Raw genomic sequence first — 16,493 nt, forward strand, 5'->3', positions numbered from 1 at the left:
CAATGCCGGTTCAATCGGTCGGGACGAACCCCGTTGCCTGCACGATCGCCTTCCACCGGTCGGATTCGGATGCGATCAGCCGGCCGAAGTCTTCCATGGCGATCGCGTCGGGCTCGACGGCCAGCTTTGCCATACCGGCCTTGACCTCGTCGGTGCGCAAGGCCGCCTGGATCGCGGTGTTGAGCTTATCGACGATCGGCGCCGGCGTCTTGGCCGGAACGAAGAACGCAAACCATGTGAGGTCCTCGAGCGACGGATATCCGGCCTCCCGCATTGTCGGCACCGCCGGAACAAACAGGCTGCGGCGCGGTCCGGTGGTCGCCAGCGCGCGAAGATCGCCGGATTGGACGAGCCCGAGCGAGCTGCCGATCGGCATGACGGTCGCGGCAATCACACCCTTGACCAGATCCTGAATCGCGCCACCGCCCTGATAGGGCACGTGAAGAAAATCGAAGCCGGCGGTGCGGCCCAGCGTCGTACCAAGAAAATGGAGCGAGGTTCCGGCGCCCGGCGAACCAAAGGTGGCGTGCTTCGGATTGGCGCGGCACCAGGCCACGAAGTCCGCCAGCGTCTTGACGTCGGCCGGCACGCTGGGACCGACCGTCAGCAATGTCGGGGTCGAGGCGACAGTCGACACAGGTGTGAAATCCCGCGGATAGTATCTCAGTGTCTTGTAGACGTGCGGAAAGAACATCATGAAGCCGAGCGGCGCGAACAGCATGACCGATCCGTCGGCGTCGGCGTTCTTCACCGCCTCCACCGCGATGCGACCGGCCGCGCCCGGACGGGTCTCGACCACAATGGTTTCCGCATAGCCGCTCATCTGGCCGGCCACGAGCCGCGCCAACCCATCCTGCAGTCCGGGCGTGAAGCCCGTCAGGATATGCGCGGTTCTCGCGATCGGCTGTGCGAGCGCCCGCGGCGAAATATGCGCAGCGGCGAACGCGGCAGCGGCCGCCGACAACACATCACGACGCGTGATCATCACCCGTTTCCCTGATCGAGCCCAGACCAAATGAGATCGCAGCATGCTACCTGGCCATCGCTGCGGTCTCTGGAGCCATGGATGAGCCGGGTCGCACGAACACAAAACGGGATATCGCAGATATCTGCGCGTCCTCACGGCCATCCTGGCCGATCAGGATGAGGCCTGCTCCGCCATTCGCCACCGTCAGGACGACCGCTTCACCCGCCCACGTCCCGATAGGCTCCATCCCGATGGTGAGAAACTCACCGATCGGCTGGTCCAAATACTGGAGTCTCAGCTGGGGCGCGATTTCGGCGGGCGCCAGAGCAAGACCGAGCTGTTGTGCACGCGCATAGATTTCCCGCAGCGAAGCCTCGCCTTGAAAGCCGAGCTCGGCAACCGACACGGCAACAAGCTCAACCTCCGCCTTCTTGCGACTTAGGGTAAAGGCCGGTCGAGCGAGTATCTCATCAGCCGAGTTGCCGACGCCGCAGCCCATTGCGCTCATCGCGCTGCGAAGAGCGAACGTGTCCGTGAATGTTCCTATCCGGATCGTCTTCCACGCCAGGACATCTGCAGCCGAGCTGATCGGAATCTCCGATCTGGGAGCCGGCGGGTCGACCTTGACCGCCAGCTGCCTCCGCAAACCATCCTGCGCAGTGCATTGAGCCTCGGCGCGATCTACGGAAATCAAGCTGAACAGGTTGACGACCAATAGGATCGCAAGCGCACTGCCAATGCGCCAGGGTGCCGGACGATCGGGCCTTGCGCGGCCTTGCTGCAAGGCAATGTAGTCAATCTCGGCGCGCGTCGCGCCGAGATCAATCAGCTCCCGATCGCTGAGGGCACAGAGAGCGGTTTGTACCTTCAGTCGTCTTCGGCGCTTCTGCCAAGCGCTCCAGACCCGCAAGAAAAGGCTGGTCACTTGCTGCACGGGTGTGGCAGTCCGTCGCACCTGCGCAACGCCGTTGATGGTACTCATCGGCGATATCCCTTGGCGATACCTTTACCGAGGGCAGGATGTCAGGACTCCGCCGGGCACGCTTGACGTGCAGCTTACATTTTCCTGACCGGCGCCTTACTTTACGCCCCAGCAGGTGCAGAGGCGGCTTCATCCAACGACGGGAGTGGCAACTTGCGCTATCTCTTCGATGAATACGTGCTCGACACGGATCGGCGCGAGCTGCATCGCGGGGCCGATGCTGTTTCCGTTGCGCCACAGGTCTTCGACATTCTCGACTACTTGATCGGCAACAGGGAGCGTGTCGTCAGCAAAGACGACCTCATGAACGCCATCTGGAAGGGGCGCATCGTATCGGAGGCCGCGCTTGCGACCCGCATCAATGGCGTCCGCACGGCAGTCGGCGATTGCGGGGAAGCGCAGCGCCTGATCAAGACGATCCCGCGCAAGGGCTTCCGTTTCGTCGGAGCCGTTCGGGAAGTACGGGAGCCGGACCCTTCAGCCGTCCCTCACCGGTCAGAAGCGAGAACAGCGGCCCTCCCGCTACCGGATAAGCCCTCGATTGCCGTACTCCCTTTCGTCAGCCTCAGCTCCGATCCCGAACAGGAGTATTTCGCAGACGGCATCGTGGAGGAAATCACGATGGCCCTCGCTCATTTTCGCTGGCTGTTCGTGATCGCACGCAATTCGAGCTTTGCGTATAAGGGCCGGGTCGTCGACGTAAAGCAGGTCGGCCGCGAGCTTGGTGTCCGCTATGTCCTCGAAGGCAGCGTGCGCAAAGCCGGAAATCGCATTCGAATCGCGGGACAGCTGATCGATGCCGAAACTGGAACGCATCTCTGGGCAGACCGCTTTGAGGGCCCGATCGAGGACATGTTCGATCTGCAGGACAATCTGACGTCCAGTGTCATAGGCGCAATCGCCCCGAGGCTGCAGCGCGAGGAGATCAAGCGGGCAAGGCGGAAGCCGCCCGAAAATCTGGATGCGTATGATCATTATCTGCGCGGGCTGGCGAAATCCCGTTGGTCCAACAACGCAAACACCGAGGCGCTGCAGCTCTTTTGCAAGGCGACCGAACTCGACCCTCGACTGGCTTGTGGCTATGCGATGGCCGCCTGGTGCTATACCCGGCGCAAGGCGAACGGCTGGATCAGCGATCCCGCGAAGGAAATTGCGGAAGCCACCCGGCTGGCCCGGAAGGCGGTAGAACTGGGGGCAAATGATCCGGTTGCACTGTCCGTGGGTGGATATGCACTCGCCTTCATAGCCCATGAGTTCGACGACGCGGCTGCTTTCGTGGATCGAGCTTTGGCTGACAACCCGAACTTCGCGCAAGCCTGGGCCACCAGTGCCTGGTTGAGAGTTTGGAGGGGAGAGCCGGATCTCGCCCTCGAGCACTCCGCACATGCCGTGAGATTGAGCCCGCTCGATCCGCCCATGTACTACGACGCGCAGGGAGCCATGGCGTATGCGCATTTTCTGGCGGGCCGCTATGACGCGGCAGTATCATGCGCCGAGACCGCATTGCGTGGTCAGACGAGTTTCCTGCTCGTGACCTGCATTGCCGCAGCCAGCAACGCGTTCGCCGGGCGGCATGAACGAGCGCAACGATCCCTCCTGCAAGCCCTTGAATGCAATCCAGATCTTCGTGCCAATCTCGAGAATCTGGCACCGTTTCGCCGGGCAGCTGACTTCGCGATCTTCGAGAAGGGTCTCTGCGAAGCGGGCCTTCCGGAAAAGCACGACGTTGGCCCCCCCTGACGGGGTGGACCAATGTTCGCGGCTTACATTTTCGGGAGCGAAGGCCTATTCTCCACGGATTATTGCTCCCGCGCCCTCGGAGAATAGAGGGCAGGCTTGGAGAATGGTGCCATGCGCTATTTCTTCGAGGACTGTGCGTTGGACACCGAGCGGCGCGAATTGCGGCGCGGGCTCGATGTGGTGCCCACGACACCCCAGGTTCTCGATCTGCTCGAACATCTGATCCGCAGCAGGGATCGCGTCGTCAGCAAGGACGATCTCGTCAACGCGATTTGGAATGGCCGGATCGTATCCGATGCGGCGCTCACAACCCGGCTGAACGCCGTCCGGCGCGCGATCGGTGACTCCGGTCAGCAACAACGTCTTATAAAGACATTTCCACGCAAGGGCTTTCGTTTCGTGGGCGCCGTGCACGATGAGGATCGGCAACCAGGAACCACGGCGGCAGTTACGGTCCCGGTTACCTCTGCAAACGCTATTGGCGAACGGCGATCCGCAGGCTGGCTGGAGGACCTCAGAGGCCGTCTGAAGCTCGTCAGCAGCGTGCTGGCGTCGGTCGCCGCCATCGGCGCAATTGCCGGTGGCGTTGCCGGATACTGGAATGCCTGGAAGACGGTCCGTACCGACGCACAACGGGAAGCTCAAAACATCCCAGCACAGCCGACAGTCAGGCCCGAGATCGCGCCTCGCCTCTCTCGTCGTGTTGCCCTTCGCCAGCCTCAACGACGGTCCGGCGCAAGACTCCTTTGCCGACTTGATCTCGACAGGCTTGACCACCGATCTCGCGCGAACGCCCGCCACTCTCGTTGTTGGACGCGACACCGCCTTGACCTACAAGAAGAAGGTGATCAATTTGCAGCAGCTCGGGACGGATCTCCGCGTCCGCTGGGCCGTGCGGGGCGCGGTGAGACGCAACGGAGACCAGGTGCGGGTCAACGTATCTCTGACCGACCTTCAGACCGCCCGTGACATCTGGTCGGATCGGTTCGACGGCGACCTCGCAAACCTGGCCGTCTTGCAGGATACCATCGCAGCGCGGCTTCTCTGCGTCGCACACTTGCACCTCCGTCAATATGAAGAAGCCCTCCAACAGTGCAGCCGCTCCCTCAATATGACCGGCACGGAATTTGAGGCCTATATGAGCCTGATCTCGGCGTACGGGTGGCCGGGGCAAATGCAACAGGCACGCGGGGGCAGCGAAACTGCTGCACAAAACACCTCCTAAATCGACGTTGCGGCGGCCCATGGCGCGTGCCGATGCTCAAGGCAGCTGCAAGGTAACGAGCTCTGTACCCGCGCATTGCGCGTAACCTTGCCCTCCGCCGACAGATGGGCCACCATCCCCGCGCGCACCATCAACAAGAGCAAAAGCGCCGAGGAAACGCATGAGCAAGCCGTCAGGGTTCGACTATGGCTGGGTCGTTGTCGCCGCGGGAGCGCTGATGACCTGTGTCGGCTTCGGCACGATGCTGTCGCTTGCGGTCTTCCTGCAGCCGATCTCCGAAGCGATGGGCTGGTCACGCGCGGGCGTGTCGGCGGCGGCGACGCTGGATTTCCTCTGCATGGGCGTTGCCGCGTTCTTCTGGGGCACGCTGTCGGACCGGTTTGGCACGCGCATCGTGGTGCTCGCCGGAAGCCTGCTGCTGGGCCTCGGTCTCGTGACTGCGAGCCAGGCAACCAGCCTGTGGCAATTCCAGCTGTTCTTCGGCGTGCTGATCGGCGTCGCTGCCGGCAGCTTCTACGCGCCGATGATGGCGCTCGCGAGCGCCTGGATCGAGAAGAACCGCAGCCTCGCGGTGGCGCTGGTCTCCGCCGGCATGGGCGTGTCGCCGGTGACGATTGCGCCGACCGCAAGCTGGCTGATCTCGGCCTATGACTGGCGCACCGCGATGCTGGTGATTGGCATCGCCGCGTGGGTGCTGCTGATCCCGGCCTGCTTCCTGGTGCGGCCGGCGCCGCAAGCGACTGGCCCGGCAAGCACCGACGCTGCACCGGAGATCGAGCTGACCGCGGCGCAGGCGCTGCGCACGCCGCAATTCATCGCACTCGCGGCGGCGCATTTCGCCTGCTGCGCGGCGCATTCCGGTCCGATCTTTCACATGGTGTCCTATGCGATGGTGTGCGGCATCGCCCCGCTCACCGCGGTGACGGTCTACGGCGTCGCCGGCGTCTCCGGGCTCGGCGGGCGCCTGCTGCTGGGTGCGGCTGCCGATCGCATCGGCGCAAAGCCAGTGCTGGTCGGCGGCCTGTTCGTGCAGGCGATGTGCATCGCGACCTATCTCGCGGTGGCGCAGCTCGGCGAATTCTACGCGCTCTCAGTCGTGTTCGGCCTCGCCTATGGCGGCGTGATGCCGCTCTATGCGGTGCTGGTCCGCGAGTACTTCGGCGCGCGCATCATGGGCACCGTGTTCGGCGCGGTATCGGCCTTTGCAAGCCTCGGCATGGCGCTCGGGCCCTGGGCTGGCGGACTCGTGTTCGACAATTTCCAGCGCTACACATGGCTGCACGCCGGCTCCTTCGCGATCGGGCTTGCCGCCGTCGCGGTGGCGCTGAGTTTTCCGACAAGACGCAAGCAATCGCTCGACCTTGGCCGCGCTGCGGCCTGACGAGGTGGCGCATGAACAGGCCGCAAGGCTTCGATCTCGTTGAACGTGCCCGCGCCATCGCACCGCTGATTGCGCACGAAGCGGACGAGATCGAACGGACGCGGCGGCTGACGCCCACGGTCGTCTCCGCGCTGATCGAGAACGGGTTCTATCGCGCGCTGCTACCACAAAGTCTCGGCGGTGCGGAAGCCCCCATCGAAACCTTCATGCAGATGCAGGAGGAGATCGCGAAGGCTGATGCCTCGACGGCCTGGTGCCTCGGCCAATGCAGCGTCTGCGCGATGATCGCAGCTTCGCTCGATCCCGGCACCGCGCACGAGATCTTCGACACACCGCCCGGCATCCTTGCCTGGGGCGCGATCGCGCATGAGGCGCGTGCGGTCGAGGGTGGCTATCGCGTCACGGCGCGCTGGGATTTTGCCTCGGGCTCGCGGCAGGCGAGCTGGCTGGGGGCGCATGTCCGCATCGTCGGAGCCGACGGGACGCCGCGCAAAAATTCCGACGGCTCGCCGGAGGTTCGCACCATCCTGTTTCCGGTTTCGAGCGCGGTGCTGCATGACGTCTGGCAGGCGATCGGGCTCGCCGGCACGGGCACGGATTCCTATGAGGTGAGCGACCTCTTCATCCCCGAGCGCTTCACCGCGTTCCGCGACGTGCCGTCCGCGCTGCGCGAGACGGGTCCGCTCTACAGGATCGGCACCGGATCGACCTTCAGCCTCGGGTTTGCCGCGGTCTCGCTGGGCGTCGCGCGCGCGACGCTGGATGCCGCCATCGCTTTGTCGCGGGCAAAGCACCTCGCTGGCAGCGAGCGCCATGCGCGACAACCAGGCGGTCCAGGGCCTGATCGGCCGCACCGAGGGCGACTTACGCGCTGCGCGCGCCTATCTCTATGCGACGGCGAATGCGATGTGGCGCGACCTCTGCGCGACCGGCCAATTCAGCCCGGCGCATCGCAGCGCCGTTCGCCTCGCCGCGACCTGGACCATCCATCAATCGGCCAAGGTGGTCGACGCCGCCTATCACATGGCCGGCGCGACTGCGGTGTTCCGCAGCAATCCGTTCGAACGGCGCTTTCGCGACATGCACGCGATCGCGCAGCAGATCCAGGCGCGGGATACGCATTATGAGGATGTGGGGAAGGCGATTTTGGCGGAGGGGTGATGGGCAGCAGCCGCGATGAGGCTGCACTCCCTCGCCCCGTTCTTACGGGGCCGCGACGAGCTTCGCTCGCGCTGAGAGGGTTGGGATGAGGGGCATCTCTCCACACGGGCGGTCGTTGAAGGACCTGTCCCCCCTCACCCGGAATCCGCGCTACGCGCGCATTCCGACCTCTCCCCGCAAACGGGGCGAGGTAAGGGGCAGCGCGCCTTACGCCACCATCGCAGCCTTCTCGCCACCATCGATGCCGCGCTGGGCGGCGAGCAGGCTGATGATCTCGGCGTTGGGCCGGGCCTTGCTGAACAGAAAGCCCTGGCCCTCGTCGCAGCCCTCGGCCCGCAGGCAGCTCAGCTCGGCTTCGGTCTCGACGCCCTCGGCGGTGATGGTGACGCCAAGGCCTTTGCCGAGGCTGACGATGGAGCGGATGATCGCCTGGGCCTCGCGGTTGGCGCCGAGATCGCGCACGAAGGACTGGTCGATCTTGATCTTGTCGAAGGGGAAGCTGCGCAGATAGCTGAGGCTGGAATAGCCGGTGCCAAAATCGTCCATCGAGATGCGGACGCCGAGCGCGCGCAGCGCATGCAGCGTCGCCAGCACCTGCGCGCTCTTTTCGAGCAGCAGCGTCTCGGTAATCTCGAGCTCCAGCCGCCGCGCCGGCAGGCCGGAATGTTTCAGCGCGTCCGTCACCACCGAGAGCAGATTGCCGCTGCGAAACTGGAGCGGCGACAGGTTGACGGCGACGCGGACATCGTCCGGCCAGGTCGCGGCATCCAGGCACGCCCGGCGCAGCATCAGGCCGCCGAGCGGATTGATCAGCCCGGTTTCCTCGGCGACCGGAATGAACTCGGCCGGCGAGACCATGCCGCGCTCGGCATGCGGCCAGCGCACCAGCGCCTCGAAGCCGGTGATGCGGCCGCTCGAGAGGTCGATCAGCGGCTGGTAATAAGGGCGCAGCACGTCGTTCTGGATCGCGTCGCGCAGCTCAACCTCGATCTTGCGGCGGCTCTTCGCCTTGGCGTCGAGCGCGGCCTCGAAGAACGCAAAGGTGCCGCGGGCATCGGCTTTGGCGCGCGACAGTGCCATGTCGGCGCTCTTGAGCAGTTTTTCGGAATCATCGCCGTCGCCGGGCGCCATCGCGATGCCGATGGAGGCGCCGATCACCACGGAATGGCCATCGAGCAGATAGGGATCGGCGATGGCTTCCAGTAAGCGCTTGGCCAGCATCACCGCATCCTCGGGACGCGTCAGCCCGCTCTGCACGATCGCGAACTCGTCGGAGTTCAGCCGCGCCAGCGCGTCCTCCTCGCGCAAGGTCGAGCGCAGCCGCTTGGCGACGCCGCGCAGCAGCTTGTCACCGACCGCGTGTCCCAGCGTGTCGTTGACCGCCTTGAAATTGTCCAGCCCCAGCATCAGCAGCGCGACCTTGTCGGAGCTGCGCCGCATATGCAGCAGCATCTCGTCCACCTGCTGGCGCAGCAGGTTGCGGTTCGGCAAGCCGGTCAGCCCGTCATGCTGGGCCATGAAGGCGAGCCGCGCCTCGGCGCGCTTGCGCTCGGTGATGTCCATCAGCGCCAGCAGCACCGCGGGCCGATCGGCATAGGTCAATTCGCGGGAATAGATCGCAAGGTCGATCAGCGCGCCGTTGGCCTTGACGTGCTTCCAGGTGCGTGCGGCCTGCTCCTCGCTGGAGCGATCGGTGGTCCAGGGCGGCTCGCTGTCGAAAGCTTGCAACGAGCGGATCTTCAGCTTCTCGAACTCGGCACGGCTATAGCCGTAATGGGAAATCGCCGCATCGTTGACGCCGAGGATGCGCTCGTCGTCGAGCGCACAGACGATCATGGGGACAGGATTGCCGTCGAACAGCAGGCGGAACGAGGCCTCGCGCTGCTTCAGCTCGGTGATGTCGACGCGCAGGCCGACCACGCCGCCGTCGTCGGTCAGCCGCTCGTCGATCAGGATGACGCGGCCGTCCGCGAGCATCTGCTCGTGGCGCGCGCCGGGTTGATAAAGCTTTTGCAGCCGCTCGGCGATCCACTCGTCCTCGTGGCCGGCAGCCTCGGGATAGTCGCCACGCGCGACGCCGATGCGCAGCGTGTCCTCGAGGCGCGCGCCTTCCTCGAACAGATCGGCGGTCTTGCTGTAGATCTCGGCGTATTTCCTGTTCCAGAGCACGTAACGGCCTTCGGCATCGAGAAACACGATGCCTTGCGGCAGGATGTCGATGGCCTGGCGCAGGCGCTCATGGGATTTGCGGGCCTCGGCAATCGCCGCCTCCGCCTCGGCGCGGCGGCGCAGGAGTTCGTCGCGTTCGGAAACGGATTGAGGCGCGCGCGCGAAGCGCGGCTTGCGCGGCTGTCGGCGAGCCCGGGCGAGCACGCCTCCCTTTCGCTTTGTTGTTTTTCGAAACCCCAAACTCAACTTGATACGTCCCAGTCGCGCCCAGTGGCCGCAAGTTTTGGGGCAAGTGTCTGAAAAAAAAGTAATCTTGGGTGGCTTGTCGGTCGGTCGCACAGTCTGGTGGCCGCAGGAAAGCAGCCCTTATTGCTGCTTTGCGCGGCGCGGCAGCGCCGCCGGGCGCGCCAAGCCCATCACATCGTCGTCATCGGAGAACGCGATGGCGCAAAATTGCGCGCTGCCTTGAATCATTTCCGAGATCGCGCGCGAATGCATACAGAGGGCTGGGAGCACGCCTCCCACGCACGAATTTTGGTCAATGCACGAGAGGGTTATCGCGTCGTTAAGAATCGGCCGGCCGCGCGTAGGGAACTGCGACTTTCGGACAATATTTCGGCCGAAGGACTGTTTCTTAACCCTGACGCCGCGTTGCGTTATAAGGATGACAGCATGAGTCCCCGCCGCCTCGCCCCTCTCCTCCTTGTCATGACGTTCCTGACCGCCGGCGCCGCGCTGGCCCAGGACAAGGGCAGCGTCAACTCAAAACCGCTACCGCCGCTCGCCAACCCAAACGATCCCAGCATCGGCGCCAAGGAGCTGTTCGCGCGAAAGCTGCTGCCGTCGAAGGGAACGGCTCATGTCATCGGCTCCTACACCAAGGGCTGTATCGGCGGCGCCATGCAGATGCCGCTCAACGGCGACAATTGGCAGGTGATGCGGCTGTCGCGTAACCGCAATTACGGTCATCCCGACATGATCGCGCTGATCAAACGGCTCGCGGCCAGAGCGCACAAGGACGCGGGATGGCCGGGCATTCTGGTCGGCGACATCGCCCAGCCGCGCGGCGGGCCGGCACTGTCGGGCCATGCCAGCCATCAAATTGGCCTGGATGCCGACATCTGGCTGACACCGATGCCGGACCGTCGTTTGTCACGCGAGGAGCGCGAGGACATGTCGGCGGTCATGATGGTGCGCCAGGACCGGCTCGACATCGACCCCAAGGTGTTCACGCCTGCCCACGTGCTGGTGCTGCGCGACGCGGCGCAGGAGCCGGCGGTGCAGCGCATCTTCGTCAATCCCGCGATCAAGAAGGCGCTGTGCCGCGAGGCCAAGGGCGACCGCTCATGGCTGTCGAAAATCCGGCCGTGGTGGGGCCACGACTATCACTTCCACATCCGCATGCGCTGCCCAGCGGGCTCGAGCGAATGCGAAGGCCAGTCGTCGCAATCCGAGGACGAAGGCTGCAAGCCGTCCGACCTCGCCTACTGGTTCAGCGACGCCGTGCTGCATCCGAAGCCTCCGCCGGAGCCGCCGAAGCCAAAGCCGCCGATGACGCTGGCGCAGATGCCGGCGGCCTGCAAAGCGGTGCTGCACGCGGTGGATGCGAAGCAATAGGCGGCTGGCTGGGCAAGCTGCCGCCTCACCCACCGCTGTCGTCCCGGGGCGCGCGAAGCGCGAGCCCGGGATCCATAACCACAGGGAGCGGTGATTGAGCGAAGCGGTAACTCCGAGTCTTCGTCAAATTCCTCCCTGGGGCTATGGATCCCCTTCGCTGCGCTTGTCCGGGATGACAGAGTCATTACTGGCTCCCATCCTCTGAAATGCGCTAGGATCGCCTTGCCGCTCTGCCGTAAGCCGAGCGGCCCTGTCGGGACGCGCATCCCGCCTTTCAGCAATGACCGCAAGCCCCGCATATTCCGCGTGGCCAACGATGAGATTTGACATGCGCGTCCTCACCTTCCTCGCTGCGCTTTCGCTCGGTGCGACCACCGCTCTGGCTGCCGAAGAGCCCAGCGGATGCGACAAGTTCAAATGGCCGATCGAGCGTGAGCGCGCCGCGCTCACCGCGCCGGACCGCGCCAAGCTCGTCTCGGGGAGCGAGCAGGCGGCGTTGCCGTCGTCGGCCATCACGCTGGGGCTGGTGGCCCCCGCGGACGCGAAGCTGCCGACGCCGCCGGAAAGGGCGCCGAAGGACGGCACCTTCGCGGGCTTCACCAGCATCAAGGCGCCGAAGGCCGGCTCTACACCGTCAGCCTGTCCAGCGGGGCCTGGGTGGACGTGGTCCAGGACGGGCACTTCCTCAAGCCCGTGGCCTTCAGCGGCGCGACCGATTGCGACGGCATCCGCAAGACCATGAAATACGAGCTGTCGGCGCAGCCTTTCGTGCTTCAGGTCAGCGGCGCCAAGGACAATTCGCTGTCGATCGCGATCCTGGCGGCACAATAAGCCGCTTTGTTGGACAAACGGCCGCCTTTGACCTGAAGGCTTAGCCTGCTATCTTCGCACCTGCGATATCCCCGCCGGCCGTAAGCCGTTGCGGGGACACGTGGAACAGCGCTTCCGCCCGTCGCACGCCAACCCACCCAACGCCAGATTTGCGCGTGCATTCGCGCGCGCGAACTCGCACGGAGCGCACTCCATGATTCGTATTGCCGGACTTTTCACCGCTTTCGTCCTCCTCGCGAGCGCGAGCCTTTCGCCTGCCGCCGCCGAGGACAAGACCATCACCGTGTTCGCCGCCGCCTCGATGAAGAACGCGCTCGACGAGATCGACGCCGCCTACACCGCCAAGAGCGGCGTCAAGTTCAGCGTCAGCTATGCCGCAAGCTCGGTGCTCGCCAAGCAGATCGAGCAGGGCGCACCGGCCGACGTGTTCGTCTCCGCCGACACCGACTGGATGGACTACGCCATCTCGAAGAAGACCATCAACGAGCCGACCCGCGTCAACCTGCTCGGCAACAGCATCGTGCTGATCGCGCCGAAGGACTCCAAGATCGACAACGTCACGATCGCGCAAGGCTTTGACCTCGCCAAGCTCGCGGGCGACGGCAAGATCGCGACCGGCGACGTCAAGTCCGTGCCGGTCGGCAAATATGCCAAGGCGGCGCTGGAGAAGCTGGGCGCCTGGCAGGCCGCCGAGCCGAAATTCGCCATGGCCGAGAGCGTGCGCGCCGCGCTGACGCTGGTCGCCCGCGGCGAGGCCAATCTCGGCATCGTCTATTCGACCGACGCCAAGGTCGAGCCCGGCGTGAAGGTCGTCGGCACCTTCCCGGCGGACTCGCATCCGGCGATCATCTATCCCGTCGCCGCGACCACCACCGCGAAGGCCAAGACCAACGACTATCTCGCCTTCCTGCGCTCGACCGCTGCCAAGACCATCTTGGAAAAATACGGCTTCAAGTTCCTGGTCAGTCCCACGACTTAATTTTGCAACCTGATTTTTCGTGCTCGAGATCTCTCCCGCCGAATGGACGGCGATCCTGCTCTCGCTCAGGGTCGCCGTCATCGCCACGCTGGTCGCAACGCCGTTCGGCATTGCGCTGGCATGGCTGCTTGCCCGCCATGATTTCTGGGGCAAATCGGTGCTCGATGCGCTCGTCCATCTGCCGCTGGTGCTGCCGCCTGTCGTTACGGGCTATCTCCTGCTCCTCACCTTTGGTCGCAAGGGACTCGTCGGCGGATTTCTGGCCGACTATCTCGGTATCGTCTTCGCGTTTCGCTGGACCGGGGCGGCGCTCGCCTGCGGCCTGATGTCGTTTCCGCTGCTGGTGCGCCCGATGCGGCTGTCGATCGAGGCGATCGATCGCCGGCTCGAGCAGGCGGCTGAGACGCTGGGAGCGGCGCCCTGGAAAGTGTTCTTCACGGTGACGCTACCCCTGGCGCTGCCCGGCGTGCTCGCCGGCATGGTGCTGGGCTTTGCCAAGGCGATCGGCGAGTTCGGCGCGACCATCACCTTCGTCTCCAACATTCCCGGCGAAACCCAGACGATTTCGTCGGCGATCTACTCGCTGATCCAGACGCCCGATGGCGACGCGGCCGCGGGACGACTCGTGATCATCTCGATCGTGCTCGCGCTCGGCGCGCTGATCGCCGCCGAATGGTTCGCCCGCCGCGCCACGCAACGCCTGCACGGGAACTGACCATGCTGCGCGTCGACATCGAAAAACAGCTCGGCGAATTCTCGCTCTCCGCAACCTTCACCAGCGAAGGCCGCGTCATCGGCCTGTTCGGCGCGAACGGTGCCGGCAAGAGCTCGCTGGTCAACATGATCGCGGGCCTGCTGCGGCCCGACCGCGGCACCATCGTGATCGACGGCGAGACCGTCGACGACACTGCCGCCGGCATCCATGTCCCGACCTGGCGCCGCCGCATCGGCTACGTATTCCAGGACGCGCGGCTGTTTCCGCATCTCAACGTCGCGCAAAATCTCGACTACGGCCGGCGGATGAACAGCCTCGCGCCCGATCCTGCCCAGCACAGGCGCATCATCGAGCTGCTCGACATCGGCGCGCTCCTTGATCGCCGTCCAGGAAAGCTCTCCGGCGGCGAACGCCAGCGCGTCGCGCTCGGGCGCGCGCTGCTGTCGAGGCCGCGCCTGCTGCTGCTCGACGAACCGCTCGGCGCGCTCGACGAGGGCCGCAAGCTGGAGATCTTGCCCTATCTGGTGCGGCTGCGCGACGAGGCCAATGTCCCCATGGTCTATGTCAGCCACGACGTCGCCGAGCTGCGCCAGCTCGCGACGCAGATCGTGATGCTGAAGCAGGGCCGCGTGACGTCGTTCGGCGGGGTGAAGGTGTTGACGTGAGGGGTTGAGGCCCCTCCCCGTCATTGCGAGCGTAGCGAAGCAATCCAGAGTCTTTTCGCGGAGGCAGACTGGATTGCTTCGCTGCGCTCGCAATGACGAGCTTGCGGCCGCTCCGTCCCGCCAAACTGAAAACGGAGAGCGCGGTGCTAACCCCCCGCCACCGACGTCCACAAATCCGCGAGCTTGCGCCGCAGCGCTTGCCGGCGCGTCAGCGGCGCGGGCGTTTCCTCGTCCTCCGGCAAACGCAGGCCGACGACGTTGACGCGGCCGCCGGAGATCGAGCGCGCGACCAGCACGATCTCGTCCAGCGGCAGCTCGGCGCCCTCCTTCGGCGCCCGGTCGAGATGGACGTCGAAATAGTCGGCGAGGGTCAGCTTACCGTCATCCTCGCCGACCTTGACGCCGTAGATCTCGGCAAGCTCGGCCAGCGTGTGCTCGCCGGAGACCATGAAGTCGCCGAGCAAATGCGGATCCGGCGCCGAGCTGGGCTGCATGTCGACGAAGAAGCGGTCGAGCGACTCGGCCTTTTCCGGCGGGGCCAGCAGATAGATGTAGTCGCCGGGCGCGATCGGATCGGCTTCCGTCGGGGTCAAGATGTTCTCGTTGCGGATGACCAGCGTCGGCTTGGACCAGGACGGGATCAGACCGCGGCGGAAGTACAGGCTCTTGGGCCGCACCGGATAGCCGACGAGCTGCTGTTCGAGCTGGCCAGGCAGATCCAGCTCGACACGGCGCGGACCACGCTCGGCGCGCGGCAGCGCAACGTGCAGCTTGCGCGCGGCGGGCGCGAGCGTCCAGCCTTGCAGCAGGAGCGAGATGATGACGACGACGAAGGCGACGTCGAAATAGAGATAGGCCTTCGACAGGCCGACCAGCATCGGGATCGACGCCAGGAAGATCGCGACGGCACCGCGCAGGCCGGTCCAGGCGATGAAGATCTTTTCGCGCCAGTTGAAGCGGAACGGCGCCAGGCACACGAACACCGCGATCGGCCGCGCGACCAGCATCAGGACGAACGCAACCCCGACCGCCGGCAGCACGCTCGTGCCGAGCCGGCTCGGCGAAACCAGCAGGCCGAGCAGCACGAACATCACGATCTGCGCCAGCCACGTCGCGGCATCCAGGAATGCCACCACGGAATTATGCGCGCGGGTCGGGCGGTTGCCGATGATGATGCCGGCGAGATAGACCGCGAGGAATCCGGAGGCGTGCATGATCTGCGAGCCGCCGAAGATCACGAGCGCCGCGGTCGTGACAAACGGCGCATGCAGGCCCTGCGGCAGCGCAACCCGGTTGAGCGCGACGACGACGAGACGACCCCCGAGGAAGCCGACGACGGCGCCCAGCACCGCCTCCTGGATGAACTCCATCGCCACATGGCCCGCCGAGCTCGATCCCAGCGAGATGTATTCGACCAGCATCAGGGTGAGGAAGATCGCGAAGGGATCGTTGGTGCCGGATTCGGCCTCCAGCGTCGCACCGACGCGCGGGCGCAGGCGCAGGCCCTGGGTGTGCACCAGCAGGAACACCGCGGCCGCGTCGGTCGAGGCCACGACGGCACCGACCAGCAGCGATTCCGTCCAGTTGAGGTCGAGCGCGTATTTGGCGAACGGCGCCGTGATCAGCGCGGTCAGAAGCACCCCGACGGTCGCGAGCACAACGGACGGCGCGAGCACGGTGCGGATGCTGGCAAAGCGCGTCTTCAGGCCGCCGTCGAACAGGATCAGGGCCAGCGCCACCGAGCCGACCAGATAGGTGGTGCGGACGTCGTCGAACTGAAGCTGCCCGGGGCCAGAATCGCCCGCGAGCATGCCGATGGCAAGGAAGACGAGCAGCAAGGGCGCGCCGAAGCGCAGAGCAAGCAGGCTCGACAGGATACCGGCCATGACGAGGACGGCGCCGAGCAATATGGCGAGGCTGACAGAGTCGAGGGAAGCCATCCACCTTCCGGGTACAAATCACTGGAATTGCATCCTTATCGTCGGCAGACTCCCGCGCCAACCCATTTTCTCCCGCTCGCGGCAATCTGCCCGTATTTTGCGGCCTTAACGCACTTCACTT

At 65.1% G+C, this 16,493-nt stretch carries 12 protein-coding genes and 3 pseudogenes; 10 read left to right on the forward strand and 5 right to left on the reverse strand.

The window, feature by feature from the left end:
* Positions 1 to 10 precede the first annotated feature (10 nt).
* Positions 11 to 985, reverse strand: coding sequence for a Bug family tripartite tricarboxylate transporter substrate binding protein (locus J4G43_RS48735; protein ID WP_208089121.1), 975 nt, complete (start codon positions 983 to 985; stop codon positions 11 to 13).
* Between the two features lie 46 nt (positions 986 to 1,031).
* A complete protein-coding gene (locus J4G43_RS48740) occupies positions 1,032 to 1,949 on the reverse strand; it encodes a DUF1127 domain-containing protein (protein ID WP_208089122.1) in 918 nt (305 codons plus the stop codon).
* A 153-nt stretch (positions 1,950 to 2,102) separates the two neighbouring features.
* Between J4G43_RS48740 and J4G43_RS48745 the strand changes: the two genes are divergently transcribed.
* The 5 genes and pseudogenes from J4G43_RS48745 to J4G43_RS48765 all read left to right on the forward strand — a co-directional run bounded on the left by J4G43_RS48745 (position 2,103) and on the right by J4G43_RS48765 (position 7,456).
* A complete protein-coding gene (locus J4G43_RS48745; RefSeq protein WP_208089123.1) occupies positions 2,103 to 3,689 on the forward strand; it encodes a winged helix-turn-helix domain-containing tetratricopeptide repeat protein in 1,587 nt (528 codons plus the stop codon).
* A 111-nt stretch (positions 3,690 to 3,800) separates the two neighbouring features.
* Positions 3,801 to 4,115: pseudogene (locus J4G43_RS48750) on the forward strand (winged helix-turn-helix domain-containing protein); the annotation flags it as partial.
* 343 nt (positions 4,116 to 4,458) lie between these two features.
* Complete coding sequence (locus J4G43_RS48755) at positions 4,459 to 4,914, forward strand: hypothetical protein (protein ID WP_225005897.1); 456 nt, start codon at positions 4,459 to 4,461, stop codon at positions 4,912 to 4,914.
* A 160-nt stretch (positions 4,915 to 5,074) separates the two neighbouring features.
* Positions 5,075 to 6,295, forward strand: coding sequence for an MFS transporter (locus J4G43_RS48760; protein ID WP_208089124.1), 1,221 nt, complete (start codon positions 5,075 to 5,077; stop codon positions 6,293 to 6,295).
* 11 nt (positions 6,296 to 6,306) lie between these two features.
* Positions 6,307 to 7,456: pseudogene (locus J4G43_RS48765) on the forward strand (acyl-CoA dehydrogenase family protein).
* A gap of 207 nt (positions 7,457 to 7,663) precedes the next feature.
* Here J4G43_RS48765 and J4G43_RS48770 read toward each other — a convergent pair.
* Together J4G43_RS48770 and J4G43_RS55540 are read right to left on the reverse strand one after the other, a co-directional pair.
* Positions 7,664 to 9,829, reverse strand: coding sequence for a putative bifunctional diguanylate cyclase/phosphodiesterase (locus J4G43_RS48770; RefSeq protein ID WP_208089125.1), 2,166 nt, complete (start codon positions 9,827 to 9,829; stop codon positions 7,664 to 7,666).
* A gap of 162 nt (positions 9,830 to 9,991) precedes the next feature.
* A complete protein-coding gene (locus tag J4G43_RS55540; RefSeq protein ID WP_256461398.1) occupies positions 9,992 to 10,123 on the reverse strand; it encodes a hypothetical protein in 132 nt (43 codons plus the stop codon).
* A 174-nt stretch (positions 10,124 to 10,297) separates the two neighbouring features.
* On the opposite strand from J4G43_RS55540, the gene mepA reads away from it, so the two are divergent.
* The 5 genes and pseudogenes from mepA (at position 10,298) to modC (ending at position 14,432) form a co-directional block, all read left to right on the forward strand.
* The gene (gene mepA, locus J4G43_RS48775) at positions 10,298 to 11,242 is read left to right on the forward strand and encodes a penicillin-insensitive murein endopeptidase (RefSeq protein WP_208089126.1); all 945 of its coding nucleotides are present in this window, start codon (positions 10,298 to 10,300) and stop codon (positions 11,240 to 11,242) included.
* A 328-nt stretch (positions 11,243 to 11,570) separates the two neighbouring features.
* Positions 11,571 to 12,073: pseudogene (locus J4G43_RS48780) on the forward strand (hypothetical protein).
* Between the two features lie 193 nt (positions 12,074 to 12,266).
* Positions 12,267 to 13,052, forward strand: a complete 786-nt coding sequence (gene modA / locus J4G43_RS48785; protein WP_208089127.1) for a molybdate ABC transporter substrate-binding protein — start codon at positions 12,267 to 12,269, stop codon at positions 13,050 to 13,052.
* Between the two features lie 19 nt (positions 13,053 to 13,071).
* Positions 13,072 to 13,767 (forward strand): molybdate ABC transporter permease subunit, encoded by a 696-nt coding sequence (gene modB, locus J4G43_RS48790; RefSeq protein ID WP_028148288.1) that lies wholly within the window; start codon positions 13,072 to 13,074, stop codon positions 13,765 to 13,767.
* A gap of 2 nt (positions 13,768 to 13,769) precedes the next feature.
* Positions 13,770 to 14,432: a molybdenum ABC transporter ATP-binding protein gene (modC, locus tag J4G43_RS48795; protein ID WP_208089128.1), complete on the forward strand. Its 663-nt coding sequence runs from the start codon at positions 13,770 to 13,772 to the stop codon at positions 14,430 to 14,432.
* A gap of 146 nt (positions 14,433 to 14,578) precedes the next feature.
* Here modC and J4G43_RS48800 read toward each other — a convergent pair whose 3' ends face one another.
* Positions 14,579 to 16,372, reverse strand: a complete 1,794-nt coding sequence (locus tag J4G43_RS48800) for a potassium/proton antiporter (RefSeq protein WP_208089129.1) — start codon at positions 16,370 to 16,372, stop codon at positions 14,579 to 14,581.
* Between the last annotated feature and the right edge of the window lie 121 nt (positions 16,373 to 16,493).

Origin of the sequence: Bradyrhizobium barranii subsp. barranii (assembly GCF_017565645.3) — a bacterium.
In the GTDB taxonomy this organism is placed as follows: domain Bacteria; phylum Pseudomonadota; class Alphaproteobacteria; order Rhizobiales; family Xanthobacteraceae; genus Bradyrhizobium; species Bradyrhizobium barranii.

What these genes read in the sequence shown, in the direction of transcription:
- J4G43_RS48735 (WP_208089121.1), bottom strand. Translation starts at nt 985, where the DNA reads ATGATCACGCGTCGTGATGTGTTGTCGGCGGCCGCTGCCGCGTTCGCC.
- J4G43_RS48740 (WP_208089122.1), bottom strand. Translation starts at nt 1,949, where the DNA reads ATGAGTACCATCAACGGCGTTGCGCAGGTGCGACGGACTGCCACACCC.
- J4G43_RS48760 (WP_208089124.1), top strand. Translation starts at nt 5,075, where the DNA reads ATGAGCAAGCCGTCAGGGTTCGACTATGGCTGGGTCGTTGTCGCCGCG.
- J4G43_RS55540 (WP_256461398.1), bottom strand. Translation starts at nt 10,123, where the DNA reads ATGCATTCGCGCGCGATCTCGGAAATGATTCAAGGCAGCGCGCAATTT.
- mepA (WP_208089126.1), top strand. Translation starts at nt 10,298, where the DNA reads ATGAGTCCCCGCCGCCTCGCCCCTCTCCTCCTTGTCATGACGTTCCTG.
- modA (WP_208089127.1), top strand. Translation starts at nt 12,267, where the DNA reads ATGATTCGTATTGCCGGACTTTTCACCGCTTTCGTCCTCCTCGCGAGC.
- modC (WP_208089128.1), top strand. Translation starts at nt 13,770, where the DNA reads ATGCTGCGCGTCGACATCGAAAAACAGCTCGGCGAATTCTCGCTCTCC.
- J4G43_RS48800 (WP_208089129.1), bottom strand. Translation starts at nt 16,372, where the DNA reads ATGGCTTCCCTCGACTCTGTCAGCCTCGCCATATTGCTCGGCGCCGTC.